Raw genomic sequence first — 13,709 nt, forward strand, 5'->3', positions numbered from 1 at the left:
TCTGCGGACTGGTGATCACGGGCGCAGGCCTCGTGATCGCCATCGCCGGACTCGTCGGGCACTGGTTCTGACGGCCGGGATGTTGGGCGACAGGCACGACAAGAAGAAGGAGGGGACATGACCAACCTCGAGCAAAGCGTGGACATGCGTTGGCGTGTCCCGGGACAGTGGCGCATGTTCGGCTTCATCGGGCCGGCGGCCATGGTGAGCGTGGGCTACATGGACCCGGGCAACTGGGCCACCGACCTGGAGGGCGGCGCGCGCTTCGGCTATCAGCTGCTGTGGGTGCTGCTGGCGTCGAACATCATCGCGGTGCTGCTGCAGAGTCTGGCCGCGCGGCTGGGCATCGTCGGTCGACTCGACCTCGCCCAGGCCTGCCGGGCCGGCTACTCGCGCCCGGTGTCGATGGCGCTGTGGGTGCTGTGCGAGCTGGCGATCATCGCCTGCGACCTGGCCGAGCTGCTGGGCAGCGCGATTGCACTCAACATGCTGTTCGGCATCCCGCTGCTATGGGGTGTGGTCATCACCGCCTTCGACGTGATGCTCATCATGGTGCTGCAGCACTACGGCATCCGCAAGCTCGAGGCCGTGGTCGCCGCACTGGTGCTCACCATCGGCGTGTGCATGGCGATCGAGATGGTGCTGGTGCAGCCGGTGCTCGGCGACATCGTCGGCGGCCTGGTCCCGCGCATCGACGCCAACAGCCTGCTGGTCGCGATCGGCATCCTCGGCGCGACGGTGATGCCGCACAACCTCTACCTGCATTCGTCGCTGGTGCAGACGCGTCGCATCTCGCACACCCCCCAGGGCCAGCGCGAGGCCATCCGCTACAACTTCGTCGACACGCTGCTGGCGCTGAACATCGCGTTCATCATCAATGCGTCGATCCTGGTGCTGTCGGCCTCGACCTTCTTCACGCAGGGCATCGAGGTCAATGAGCTCCAGCAGGCGCACAGCCTGCTGACGCCGCTGGTCGGCACCACGCTGGCGGCCACCGTGTTCGCGATCGCACTGCTCGCCGCCGGCCAGAGCTCCACGCTCACCGGCACGCTGGCGGGCCAGGTGGTGATGGAGGGCTTCCTGTCGCTGCGCATGAGCCCGCTGGCGCGCCGGCTGCTGACCCGCGGGCTGGCCATCGTGCCGGCCGTCGGGGTGCTGCTCTACCAGGGCGATGCCGGCGTGCTGCAGCTGCTGATCATGAGCCAGGTGGTGCTGAGCCTGCAGCTGCCGTTCGCCATCGTGCCGCTGGTCCGGTTCACGAGCGATCGACAACTGATGGGTCAGTTCGCCAGCCCGCGCTGGGTCCGGGTCGCCGCCTGGTCGGCCGCGGCCGGCATCGTGTCGCTGAACGCCTGGCTGGTGTGGCGCACGCTGGCTGCAGGTTCCGCGGACGGTGCGCCCTGGTATGCCTACGTGCTGGTCGGTGCCTTGACGACCCTGCTGTTGTGGATCTCGTGCGTGCCCCTGAAACTGTCTGCACCGGCGGTGCTGGAGGAGCGAGCTGCCTAGGGTGCGGCCCCGATGGCAATGCAGGGGCGCGTGACGCCCAATCCCGGAACAAGCAAGGCGCGCTGAGGCACCACGCCCGGACGAGCCCGCAGGTCGGAGGAGACAGCCATGGTCAACAGCCATTTCCCCAAGCCCGTGACGACGCCGCCGTTGTCGATCGGGCCACAAGGCGAGTTCGAGCCGCAAGGTGTTCGGGAGACCACACAGGCCTGGGAGCAGTTCGTCTCCGGGCAGTCGCTCGTGCAGTCGGCCGTGCCCAAGCACGTGCTGTCGTCGTGGCAGCGCAGCCGCCGCTTCGGCGTCGAACCCGGCTCGCGCAAGGCCCCGCTCGCGATCCGGGGCGACGACGAGCTCGAGCAGCTCCGGCTGCGCAACCGCGATCTGGTCTGGGCCGCGCAGGGCATCTTCATGTCGTCGGCACACCTGCTCGCGAAGTCGGGCTCGATCATGCTGCTGACCGATGCCACCGGCATCGTGCTCGAATCATCGGGCGATGCGCGCACGCTGGACGCGGCGCAGGATATCCACCTGACCCACGGCGGCAACTGGAACGAGAGCGTGGTCGGTACCAACGGCATCGGCACCGCGCTGGCCACCGGCCGGCCGATCCAGGTGCATGCCGCGCAGCATTTCTGCGAAGGCATCAAGAGCTGGACCTGCGCGGCCGCCCCGGTCTACCTGTCCGGCACCGATCAGCTGCTCGGCGTGATCGATATCTCGGGCCCGCCCGCGACCTTCCAGCTCAACAACCTCGCGCTCGCCGTGGCGTGCGCCCGGCAGATCGAGTCGGTGCTGGCCGAGCGCACCAGCCGCGAGCACAACGTGCTGCTGGAGGCCTGCCTCAACCACCCGGGGCGGGCCGGCGCCGCCGCCATGGTGGTGATCGACCGCAACGCGCGCATCGTGCACAGCAGCGGCTGCCTCACGCCGGATCTCGCGGTGCGGCTGGCGGACGGTCTCAAGGGGCGCCAGATCTCCGCCTGGAACAACCGGCTGCCGGACGGGCTGCTGGGCGAATGGATGAACCCGGTGCGCCTCGACGGCAGCGCGATCGGCGCGCTGCTGATCGTGCCCAAGCGCTCGATCGGCCGGATCCTGCAGCGCCCGGAAGGCGATCTGCCCCAGCTTCCGGCACCGGCCGCGCCGACCCTCGCCGCCGCCCCGGCACCGGAGTGCCTGCCGGGCGTGGTGGGCGCCAGCAGTGTCTTTCGCGGCGCGATCGAACGCACCAAGCTGCTCGGGCGTCGCCGGGTCTCGGTGCTGATCCAGGGCGAAACCGGAGCGGGCAAGGAGTTGTTCGCCCGCGCACTGCACGAGGAGGAGCGCAAGGGCGGCAGCTTCGTGGCCTTCAACTGCGGCGCGACGACCAAGGAGCTGATCGGCAGCGAGCTCTTCGGGCACGTGCGCGGCGCCTTCACCGGGGCCACCAGCGAAGGACGAGCCGGGCGCTTCGAACTCGCCCACGGCGGCACCTTGTGCCTCGACGAGGTGGGCGAGCTGCCGCTGGACCTGCAGCCGGTGCTGCTGCGCGCGCTCGAGGAGGGCGTGGTCTACCGGCTCGGCGACACCACGCCGCGGCCGGTCGACGTGCGGCTGGTGGCGATGACCAACCGTGATCTGCTGCAGGAGGTCGAGGCAGGGCGCTTCCGTCGCGATCTCTTCCATCGCATCGGCGTCACGCGGATCCAGGTGCCGGCCCTGCGGGAACGCGATGGCGACGTCGACCTGCTCGTCGACCACTTCGTGCGGACGCTGTCGGTGCGCCATGGCGTCGCGAGCCGGGAGATCGGCCCGGACGTTCGGCAGCTGTTGCGGGCCTATGCCTGGCCCGGCAATGTGCGTGAACTGCGCAACGTGATCGAGTCGCTCCTGCTCACCTCCGATGACGAGGTGGTGCGGCGGGAGGAGTTGCCGGCAGAACTGCTGGCGACGCTCGACGGCGCCAAGGCTCCGGCGCTCGACGCCGATCTCACGAGCCTGGAGGCCACTGAACGCCTGACCATCCTGCAGGCGATCCAGCGCGTGCACGGCAACCTGGCGTTGGCTGCACGGGTGCTCGGCATCTCGCGCAGCACGCTGTACCGGAAGGTCGAGCGCTACCAGCTCGACGATGTCGTGAAGGCGAGCAACGATGGCGAAAACTGAAGCGCGAGCAGTACGCGACGTTTCGCCGCGCACCGATCCACCGCAGCACGGAGCCCCGACCGGCTCCGGGGCGGTGAAAGCCGGTGCGGGCCGGGCACGTCATGCCGGCGTATTACCGATGACCGCCTTCGTCGTGAAACACTCCATCGAGCGGCCCGCATCCAATGCACCGCGAAGGACTCCCTGATGTGCAAGCTCTATGTCCAGGCCGATCCCCTCCAGTACGAACCTCGGCAGCGATCCGTCCGCATCCACGGCGTCATCACCAGCATCCGGCTCGAGAACCTGATGTGGCGGGTTCTGTCCGACATCGCCTCCGAACAGAAGTGCACGACGAACGCGCTGATCACCAAGCTGTACGACGAGGCGACCACGCACCGTTCGGAGTCGGCCAACTTCGCATCCTTCCTGCGCGTCACCTGCGTCCGCCACCTGATCGATTCCGGCCGGCTGGGCCGGGAGCGCGACCGGGTCCGGCGCGAGGCGGAAGAGGAGACCTGGGACATCGAGGAAAGCCAGGCGGTGTTCGCGCACTAGAGAGCACCGTGGAGATTCCAGCCCCCCTTCCGGCGGGAGCGGTCGGCCCCGCGGCGAGTCCGGGACCGTTGCGCGCCGGTCCGCCGCGCAGCTTCGACGAGTTCGAGCGGCGCCTGCCCCGTGGCGCGGCCCTGGCCTCCGCGGGCTGGGCCGGGCAGCGTGCGGCCACGCTGGCACGTCGGGCCGGCGCCTGCGACCAGCTGATCACCGCCGCGCTGGTGCACGACTTCGCGCGCTACTTCGACGGCCGCGAGGAAGCCTGCGTGGCCCGGCGCAGCGCCGACCTGCTCGTCGACGTGTTCCCGGCGCCAGTGCTCGAACCGATGCGCTGCCTCGACCGGCAGGCGGCGCGGCCGGCCGACGCCGGTGTCGAACCGGCGCCCCGCGCCATCACGCAGGGCCGGCGGCTGCGTGCCTACATCGATTCGGCGAGCACCTGCAGCGACGACCTGCTGCTGCCGTGGAAGACGCTGCTCGACATCGCGCGGCGCACCTCCTTCGACGGCTGATTCGCGATGTCCGGATCCCCTTCGAGCCGGGCGGCTGCCGCCTCGGCCTCCCCTGCTGCGCTCCAGACGCGGGTCGTCGAGGCCCTGAGTGCCGTGCTGCCGCGCCACGCCATCCTGTTCCGCAAGGAAGAGACGGGACCGTTCGAATGCGACGGTCTGACCGCCTATCGCGCGCAGCCGCTGGTCGTGGTGCTGCCCGAAACCGAGTCGCAGGTGGCCGACGTGCTGCGCACCTGCCATGCGCTGGGTGTGCCCGTGGTGTCGCGCGGGGCGGGCACCGGGCTGTCCGGCGGGGCGCTGCCGCACGAGCGCGGCGTGACGCTGTCGCTGGCGCGCCTGAACCGCATCGTGTCCGTCGATCGGATCGCCTGCACGGCCACGGTCCAGTGCGGCGTGCGCAATGCGGCGATCAGCGAGGCCGCGGCGCCGCACGGTCTCTACTACGCGCCGGACCCCAGCAGCCAGATCGCCTGCACCATCGGCGGCAACGTGGCCGAGAACGCCGGTGGCGTGCATTGCCTCAAGTACGGGCTCACGCTGCACAACGTGCTGCGCGTGCGGGGCTATCTCGCCGACGGCGAGCCGGTCGAGTTCGGCTCCGAGGCGCTCGACGCGCCCGGCCTGGACCTGCTGTCGGCGGTGATCGGCTCCGAGGGCATGCTGGCGGTGACGCTCGAGGTCACCGTGAAGCTGGTGCCCAAGCCGCTGCTGGCGCGCGCCATCCTGGCCAGCTTCGACGACGTGCGCAAGGCCGGCAACGCGGTGGCCGCGCTGATCGGCGCCGGCATCATCCCGGCCGGCCTGGAGATGATGGACAAGCCGATGACCGCCGCCGTCGAGGACTTCGTGCACGCCGGCTACGACCTCGACGCCCACGCCATCCTCATCTGCGAGAGCGACGGCACGCCCGAGGAGGTGGAGGAGGAGATCGCCCGCATGGTGGCGGTGATGGAAGGGGCCGGCGCGACACGCTTCGACATCAGCACCAGCGAGGCCGAGCGCCTGAAGTTCTGGAGCGGGCGCATGAACGCGTTCCCGGCCAGCGGGCGTATCAGCCCCGACTACCTCTGCATGGACTCGACCATCCCGCGCCGCAAGCTGGCCGAGATGCTGGGCCGCATCGGCGAGATGTCGGTGAGCTACGGCCTGCGCTGCTGCAACGTGTTCCATGCCGGCGACGGCAACCTGCACCCGATGATCCTGTTCGACGCCAACGACCCCGACCAGTTGCAGCGCGCCGAGCGCTTCGGCGCGGAGATCCTGGAGACCAGCGTCGAGATGGGCGGCAGCATCACCGGCGAGCACGGCGTGGGCGTCGAGAAACTCAACTCGATGTGCGTGCAGTTCACGCAGGAGGAACGCGAGCAGATGCTGCGCCTGAAGGAGGCCTTCGACCCGCGCTCGCTGCTCAATCCCGGCAAGGCCATCCCGACGCTGAACCGCTGTGCCGAGTACGGCCGCATGACGGTGAGGGGCGGGCGCCTGCCGTTCGCGGACCTGCCGCGCTTCTGACGATGGAACCGCTCTCGCCCTCCGACGCGACCGAACTCCGCCTGGTCGAGCAGGTGCTCGAGGCTCGCAACGAAGGCCGACGCCTCGAGATCCGCGGCGGCGGCACCAAGCGCTTCTACGGCGGAGCGCCGCACGGCGACCTGCTGGACCTGCGCCCGCTGGCTGGCGTGCGGAGCTATGAGCCCACCGAGCTGGTCGTCACGGTGCGTGCCGGCGAGCCGCTCGCCAGGCTGGAGGCGCTGCTGGCCGATCGGGGCCAGCACCTGGCCTTCGAGCCGCCGCGCTTTGCGCCCGGCGGCACCGTGGGTGGCATGGTCGCCGCCGGCCTGAGCGGGCCCGGCCGGATCGCGGCGGGGGCGCTGCGCGACCACGTGCTCGGCGTGCGTCTGCTGAACGGGCGGGGCGAATGCCTCTCCTTCGGCGGGCAGATGATCAAGAACGTCGCGGGCTACGACGTGTCGCGGCTGATGGCCGGCTCGCTCGGTATCCTCGGCGTGCTGCTCGAGGTGTCGCTGAAGGTGCTACCCCGGCCACCGGCCTCGGTGACGATCAGTCTCGATTGCGCGACGCAGGCCGATGCGCTGAGACGGCTCGCCGCCTGGGCCTCGCAACCGCTGTCGATCGGCGCCACGGCCTGGCACGACGGGCACCTGCGGGTCCGTCTCGACGGTGCCGCCGCGGCGGTGCGGGCCGCCCGGGTGGCCCTGGGTGGGGACGAACTTCACGAGCGGGCTGCCGCTTCGTGGTGGACCTCGGTGCGCGACCAGCTGCATCCGTTCTTCGACCTCGATCCCTCGGCCCAGCTCCGGGGCGTGCGGCTCTGGCGCCTGTCGGTGCCGCGAGGCGTGCCGCCGCTCGAGCTGTCGGGCGAGACCTTCGTCGAATGGGGAGGCGCACTGCGCTGGCTCCGGTCGAGGGAGCCGATCGCCTGCGTGCGTCAGGCGGCTGCCCGCGTGGGCGGCCACGCCACGCTGATGCGTGGTGACGGCCGGGAAGCCGGCCCGTTCTCACCGCTCTCGCCGGCGCTGCTGCAGCTGCACCATCGGCTCAAGCAGGCCTTCGATCCGGAGCGGCTGTTCAACCCGGGCCGGCTCCACGAAGGCCTCTGAGACCGTCATGCAAATCCAGTTGAGTCCCGAGTTCCACGGCGATCGCGAAGCCGCCGAAGCCGAAGCCATCCTGCGCAGCTGCGTGCACTGCGGGTTCTGCACGGCCACCTGTCCCACCTACCAGCTCGAGGGCAACGAACTCGACGGCCCGCGCGGGCGCATCTACCTGATCAAGCAGGTGTTCGAGGGCGGCGAGGCCAGCCGCAGCACGCAGCGTCACCTGGACCGCTGCCTGACCTGCCGCAACTGCGAGACCACCTGCCCGAGCGGTGTGCACTACGGTCGGCTGGTCGACATCGGTCGCCAGGTCGTCGACGCCCGGGTGCAGCGGCCGGTGGCCGAGCGCGCGGTCCGCTGGGTGCTGAAGGAAGGCCTGACGTCGCCGCTGGTCGGTCCGGCCGTGCGCCTGGGGCAGCTGCTGCGGCCGGCGCTGCCCGGGGTGCTGAAGAAGAAGCTGCCGCGGCGCGCGGGCGCGCGAGCGTCGGACTGGCCTCGCACCGAGCACCCGCGCAAGGTGATGCTGCTGCAGGGCTGTGTGCAGCCGGCGATGCTGCCGAACATCAACGCCGCGACGGCGCGCGTGCTCGATGCCGCCGGGATCCAGACCCTGGTCGCCGCGGAGGGCGGCTGTTGCGGGGCCTTGCGCACCCATCTGAGCGACGCCGAGGGCGGGCTGGCGGACATGCGTCGCAACATCGACGCATGGTGGCCTGCCGTCGAATCCGGCGACGTGGAATGCATCCTCGTCAATGCCTCGGGCTGCGGCGCGGTGGTCAAGGAGTACGGCGAGGCCCTCGCGCACGAACCGGCCTATGCCGAACGAGCCGCCCGCATCAGCGCCCTGGCCAGGGACCTGAGCGAACTGCTGCCCGACCTGCTGCCGGCCCTGCGGGCCAGGATGCGGCCGCAGGGGGCCGAGCGCCGGGTGTCGGTGCACACGCCGTGCACGCTGCAACATGCGCAGCGACTGCGCGGCGGTGTCGAGGCCGCACTCGCGGCGCTCGGCTTCGACGTGACGGCTTCGGCCGGCGATGGACACCTGTGCTGCGGCTCGGCCGGTGCCTACAGCGTGCTGCAGCCGGGCATCGCGACGGCGCTGCGCGATCGCAAGCTGTCGAGCCTGAACACGCACGAGCCGGACGTGATCGTCTCGGCCAACGTCGGGTGCATCCTGCACCTGCAGTCCGGGACGGCCGTGCCGGTGCAGCATTGGGTGGAGATGGTGGATCAGGCCCTCGCCTGAGTCGTCACGTTCTTCCTGCGCATGCGATAGACCACCTGCGTCCGCGCCATGCCGATCAGCCGTGCCGCGGCGGCCATGTTGCCGTTGCAGCGTTGCACCGCTTCCTCGACGAGCTGGGTCTCCAGTTCTTCGAGCCAGGTGTCGGACGCCTGAGGGCTCCGCACCGCGCTGCGCAGGCGGAGCACCCGGTCGAGCAGCGTCTCGTCGCCCGAGGGCTCCGGATGCGGCGCGGAGGGCGCCGACCCCTCGGTGTCGGCCAATCGGCCTTGATCGCCGACGGCGAAGGTCGACTTCGCGTTGAACAGCTCGTCGCGGAACAGGTGCACGGTATCGATCTGCGGCTCGTCGCTGGCGGCAATCACGGCCCGCTCGATCATGTTCTGCAGTTCGCGCACGTTGCCGGGGAAGGTGTAGGTCAGCATCGCGCGCATCGCGCGCTGCGTGAAGCCGTGGATCTGCCGGCCGTAGCGGGCACCGTAGAGCTTGAGGAAGTGCGTCATCAGCAGAGGCACGTCCTCGCTGCGGGCCCGCAGCGGCGGCAGGTGGATCGGGTAGACGTTGAGCCTGAAGAACAGGTCTTCGCGGAAGCGCCCCTGCCGGACTTCCTCGCGCAGGTCGACGTTGCACGCGGCCACCACGCGCAGGTCGAGCCGGATCGGGCGGGTGCCACCGACCCGCTCGACCTCGCTCTCCTGCAGCGCGCGCAGCAGCTTGCTCTGCGCGACCAGGCTCAGCGACGAGATCTCGTCGAGGAACAGCGTGCCCCGGTGCGAGCGCTCGAAGCGGCCCGGCCGTGACGCGTGGGCGCCGGTGTAGGCGCCGCGCTCGACGCCGAACAGCTCGGCCTCGACAAGGTTCTCCGGGATCGCCGCGCAGTTGACCGACACGAAGGGCCCGTCGCGTCGCTCGCTGATCTCGTGCAGCATCTTGGCGAACAGCTCCTTGCCGACCCCGGACTCGCCGAAGAACAGGACCGTCGCGGTGGTGGTGGCCACCTTGCGCAGCGAGTGGCAGGCGGCATTGAAGCTCGACGAGACGCCCACCATGCGCGGCGCCGCATCCGCCGCGGCGTCGTGCACGCCGAGGCGCGGACCGTCGCGCGGCGTCGGTTCCGGACCCGGGCGCTCGCCGACGAAGCCCTCGGCCTGCATGTAGCGCAGGTCTTCCTCCACGTTGTCCCAGTCGCGGGCGGCCTTGCCGATCACGCGGCAGACCGAGGCACCGGTCGAGCGGCACTCGAGCTCGCGGAAGATGATCGACGTGCCAAGCAGCGTGGAGACGTAGCCGTTGGCGTAGCCGATCGGCAGCCAGCAGCCCGCGTCGGTGCCGACGCCGAAGGCGTTGATGTGTTCGTCGTCCTCCAGCGAGTGATGCCAGAAGAACTCGCCGCTGAAGGCGATGCGCTCGGGGTCGTAGTCGAAGTGCACCGCCTCGACACGGGCGAGGCCCTGCAGGCCGAACAGGCGCGTGCCGGCCAGCAGCTTGCCGACCGGGTCTTCCTTGGGCCAGTGCGAGGCCACGAAGCGCGCGTCGCGCATGCCGGCGATGTAGCCGCTGCGGGTGAGGATGCCGCGCGCCCGCTCCACACCGACGCCCTGGATCAGTTCGCTGCGCAGCGAGCCGAGCGTCTGGTGGTTCAGCATCACCATGCGCTCGTCGTCGAGCCAGATGCGCCCGGTGTCCGGGTCGAAGGTCAGCCACTCCGCCAACTCGCGGTGCGTGGGCCGGAGCTCCGTGGCCGACGGGTCGCTGCGACTGGCCAGGTAATGCGCGTGGAGAAAGTCGGCGGCGTTCGGTGCAGGTGAAGCGTTCATCGACGTGATCCCGTGCGCATGCGAATGGAGAGGATTGCTCATCGAGTCCTCGGTGAGTGAGGAATTTTGTTCGCTCGCGACGCGAGGCCGGGCAGCGCTTTCCACTATGGAGCAGCTGTTGCGATGCAGCAGCCATCGCCCCGACCGAGCCCTTTCGCAGCTACCTCTCTCCCATGGAGGTGCGCACCGCCGGCGGTGACGCTGCGGTGCAGCAGTCGACGCCTTGCACGACGCACGGCGTCCGATGGCCTATGGCTTGCGGTGTGCCGCCGCGGAGGCCAGCGGGCCGCCGATCACCAGCCAACGAGGAGATGCGATGTTTGTGAAGAACGCGTGGTACTGCGCGGGGTGGGACAAGGACCTGAGCCTGGGCCGTGACGGCCTGCTGGCGCGGCGCATCGCCGGCGAGTCGCTGGTGCTCTACCGTCGACCCGATGCCGCGGTGGTGGCGATGGAGGACCGCTGCTGCCACCGGCACGCACCGCTGTCGCTGGGGCGCAAGGAGGGCGACTCGATCCGCTGCATGTACCACGGCATGAAGTTCGGGCCCGACGGCCGCTGCACCGAGATCCCGGGCATGAGCCGGATCCCCGAGAAGGCCTGCGTGCGCACCTACCCGGTCGTCGAGCGCGACAACTGGATCTGGGTCTGGATGGGCGAGCCCGCGAAGGCCGACCCGGCGTTGATCTGCGAGGCCATCGGTCCTGGCGACCCGGCCTGGAACCTGCGGCTCGGCTATGTGCGCGTCGACACCAACTACCGGCAGGAGATCGCGAACCTGGCCGACCTGAGCCACGTGGCCTGGGTGCACAGCCAGACGCTGGGCGGATCGGATGCCTGGTCGAACATCAAGCCGCGCCATGAGCTGACCGAGCGCGGCATCGACACCCGCTACTGCGTGCGCCGCACGCCGCCCCCCAGTTTCGCCAGGCACCTGTTCCCGGAGGGCGCGCTGTTCGACATCCAGGTCCATGTGCGCATGAGCGTGCCATGCAACTTCATCCTGCATTTCTCGGTGCACGAGGTGGGCAGCGCGACCGAGGGGCCGACCAACGGACGCCTGGTGCTCGACACCTTCTCCAGCCAGGCCGTGACGCCGCGCGACGCGCACTCCTGCGACTACTACTACTCCTGGGGCTGCAGCCGCGCCACCGACATGCCGGGCCTCACCGACCTGATGCACGAGGCCAACAACGACGCCTTCCTCGAGGACAAGGCGATGCTCGAAGGGCAGTACCAGCGGATGCGCGAGCGCCCCGACGCGCCCAGCGTGGACATCGTCCACGACGCGGGGCCCGGCAAGTTGCTGTGGGTGCTGGACCGCCTGCTGAAGGCGGAGGCGCGCGCGATCGAGATCGTTCCGGCCTGACCGGACGCAAGGCGATGCGCTGCTTCGGTAAATGCGGAGATCGACCCCGCGGCGTTTCGACAAATGCCGAAGCGGACGAGGTCCGCGGAGGGCGCGGGTTTTCACTGAAACGCGGCAGAAGTTCTTTGAAATCAAGCGCTTGCGATCGCCCTGCGGCATGGCATCGCGTTTGCAATCCCGGCCTCCACGCACCGGACGAAGTGCGGCGGTGATGCGTCAGTCAACAACACCCATCGACAACGGAGACAAGATGAGAAAGATATCGACATCGGCCTTTGGGCGGTCGTGTGCGGCGTCTCGTGCGCTGGGCACGCGCTGCGTGGCGGCGGCGGCGCTCGCCCTGCCGTTTGGCCTGCCCGGGGGCGCGGCACACGCCTTCGAGATCCGGACCGACAACCCGGACCTCAAGCTCCGCTGGGACAACACCTTCAAGTACAGCAACGCGTTTCGCGTGAAGAGCCAGTCCGAGCGGCTGCTCCAGGACGTCAACCTCGACGACGGCGACCGCAACTTCGACAAGGGCCTGATCTCGAACCGCATCGACCTGCTGTCCGAGGTCGATGTGGGCTGGAAGAGCCTGGGCTTCCGTGCCAGCGGTGCGGCCTGGTACGACACGGTCTACAACCGCCGCAACGACCACGACTCACCGGCCTCGGCCAACTCCACCAGCGTCGGCCCCGACCGCTTCACCGACGCCACGCGCAAGCTGCACGGGCGCAAGGCCGAGGTGCTCGACTTCTTCGCGTTCGGCAAGACCGATCTCGGCTCGATGCCGCTGACGGTGCGGCTCGGTCGCCACACGCTGATCTACGGCGAGAGCCTGTTCTTCGGCTCGAACGGCATCGCGGCCGCGCAGGGGCCGGTCGACCTGGTGAAGCTGCTCACCGTGCCGAGTTCGCAGTTCAAGGAGATCCTGCGGCCGGTGGAGCAGATCTCCAGCGTGCTCCAGATCAATTCGCAGATGACGCTGGGCGCGTACTACCAGTTCAAGTTCCGCGAGAGCATCATCCCGGCCGCCGGCAGCTACCTCAGCGCCTTCGACTTCGTCGGCGACGGCGCCGAGCGCTTCATCGTCGGCGCCCCCATCACCCCTGGCGGCGGCGCGGCGGCATTCTGGCGCGGCGCCGACATCGAGGCCAGGAACTCGGGGCAGGGCGGCCTGCAGTTCCGCTGGGCCCCGACCGGGAGCGAATGGGAGTTCGGCGTCTACGCGGCGCGCTACCACGACAAGGGTGCCGCGCTGTATCTCACGCCGTCGGCCGCGCCCGACGTGGTGAGCGGCCGGGTCGGCGCGATCCAGCAGGTCTACCACGAGGGCATCAAGACCTACGGCGCCAGCGCGACCACCTCGATCGGCCAGCTCAACCTGGCCTTCGAGGGCTCGATCCGCCGCAACGCCTCGCTGGTGAGCGACCCGCAGGTGGTGCTGCCGGGCGTGCTCGCCGACAACGACGCCCATCCGCTCTACGCCGTCGGCAACACGGCGCATGCGCAGGTGTCGGGCATCTACGTGCTGTCGGAGACGCGGCTGTGGGATGCCGGCGCCTTCCTCGGCGAGGTGGCGTGGAACCGCCGGCTGAGCATCGACAAGAACCCGGGGGCGCTCGATCCCAACACCACGCGCGATGCCGCGGCGCTGCGCTTCATCTTCGAGCCTTCGTACTTCCAGGTGGTCGACGGCGTCGACCTCTCGCTGCCGATCGGCGTGGGCTACAACTTCTACGGCCGCTCGTCGTCGATCTTCAACTTCAACGGCGGCAGCTCCAAGGGCGGTGACTTCTCGATCGGCGTGAAGGCGACCTACCGCACGGTCTGGCAGGCCGGACTCACCTACACCGGCTTCTATGGCGGCGAGGACACCTTCCTCACGCCGGCCAACTCGCCCACGCCGGTGCTCTCCTACAAGCAGTTCTACAAGGACCGCAACTTCATTTCCTTCTCGCTGCAGCGTGCCCTTTGATG

Annotated in this window: 10 protein-coding genes; 9 read left to right on the plus strand and 1 reads right to left on the minus strand. The window is 69.6% G+C overall.

Annotated elements, in window-relative coordinates; all coding sequences use genetic code 11:
* The first annotated feature begins 117 nt into the window (after nucleotides 1-117).
* From MPE_RS04770 to glcF, 7 genes are all read left to right on the plus strand, one after another.
* A complete protein-coding gene (locus MPE_RS04770; protein WP_011828555.1) occupies nucleotides 118-1,509 on the plus strand; it encodes an Nramp family divalent metal transporter in 1,392 nt (463 codons plus the stop codon).
* Nucleotides 1,510-1,617: 108 nt separating this feature from the next.
* Nucleotides 1,618-3,654 (plus strand): sigma-54-dependent Fis family transcriptional regulator, encoded by a 2,037-nt coding sequence (locus MPE_RS04775; protein ID WP_011828556.1) that lies wholly within the window; start codon nucleotides 1,618-1,620, stop codon nucleotides 3,652-3,654.
* Between the two features lie 186 nt (nucleotides 3,655-3,840).
* The gene (locus MPE_RS04780) at nucleotides 3,841-4,191 is read left to right on the plus strand and encodes a ribbon-helix-helix domain-containing protein (RefSeq protein ID WP_011828557.1); all 351 of its coding nucleotides are present in this window, start codon (nucleotides 3,841-3,843) and stop codon (nucleotides 4,189-4,191) included.
* A 68-nt stretch (nucleotides 4,192-4,259) separates the two neighbouring features.
* Nucleotides 4,260-4,700, plus strand: coding sequence for a hypothetical protein (locus tag MPE_RS04785; RefSeq protein WP_041929537.1), 441 nt, complete (start codon nucleotides 4,260-4,262; stop codon nucleotides 4,698-4,700).
* 6 nt (nucleotides 4,701-4,706) lie between these two features.
* Nucleotides 4,707-6,212, plus strand: a complete 1,506-nt coding sequence (locus MPE_RS04790) for an FAD-linked oxidase C-terminal domain-containing protein (protein ID WP_011828559.1) — start codon at nucleotides 4,707-4,709, stop codon at nucleotides 6,210-6,212.
* 2 nt (nucleotides 6,213-6,214) lie between these two features.
* Complete coding sequence (glcE, locus tag MPE_RS04795; RefSeq protein WP_011828560.1) at nucleotides 6,215-7,321, plus strand: glycolate oxidase subunit GlcE; 1,107 nt, start codon at nucleotides 6,215-6,217, stop codon at nucleotides 7,319-7,321.
* Between the two features lie 7 nt (nucleotides 7,322-7,328).
* Nucleotides 7,329-8,564: a glycolate oxidase subunit GlcF gene (gene glcF / locus MPE_RS04800; protein WP_011828561.1), complete on the plus strand. Its 1,236-nt coding sequence runs from the start codon at nucleotides 7,329-7,331 to the stop codon at nucleotides 8,562-8,564.
* On the opposite strand, the gene MPE_RS04805 is transcribed toward glcF, so the two are convergent.
* Nucleotides 8,549-10,378 (minus strand): sigma-54-dependent Fis family transcriptional regulator, encoded by a 1,830-nt coding sequence (locus MPE_RS04805; RefSeq protein ID WP_148210890.1) that lies wholly within the window; start codon nucleotides 10,376-10,378, stop codon nucleotides 8,549-8,551. The two genes, glcF and MPE_RS04805, sit on opposite strands and share 16 nt — an antisense overlap.
* A 316-nt stretch (nucleotides 10,379-10,694) precedes the next feature.
* Between MPE_RS04805 and MPE_RS04810 the strand changes: the two genes are divergently transcribed.
* Both MPE_RS04810 and MPE_RS04815 read left to right on the plus strand, forming a co-directional pair.
* Nucleotides 10,695-11,747 carry a Rieske 2Fe-2S domain-containing protein gene (locus MPE_RS04810; protein ID WP_011828563.1) on the plus strand — a complete coding sequence of 351 codons (1,053 nt, stop codon included), beginning with the start codon at nucleotides 10,695-10,697 and terminating at the stop codon, nucleotides 11,745-11,747.
* Nucleotides 11,748-11,997: 250 nt separating this feature from the next.
* Complete coding sequence (locus tag MPE_RS04815) at nucleotides 11,998-13,707, plus strand: DUF1302 domain-containing protein (RefSeq protein WP_011828564.1); 1,710 nt, start codon at nucleotides 11,998-12,000, stop codon at nucleotides 13,705-13,707.
* The last annotated feature ends 2 nt before the right edge of the window (nucleotides 13,708-13,709 follow it).

Origin of the sequence: Methylibium petroleiphilum PM1, from assembly GCF_000015725.1 — a bacterium.
Lineage (GTDB): Bacteria > Pseudomonadota > Gammaproteobacteria > Burkholderiales > Burkholderiaceae_C > Methylibium > Methylibium petroleiphilum.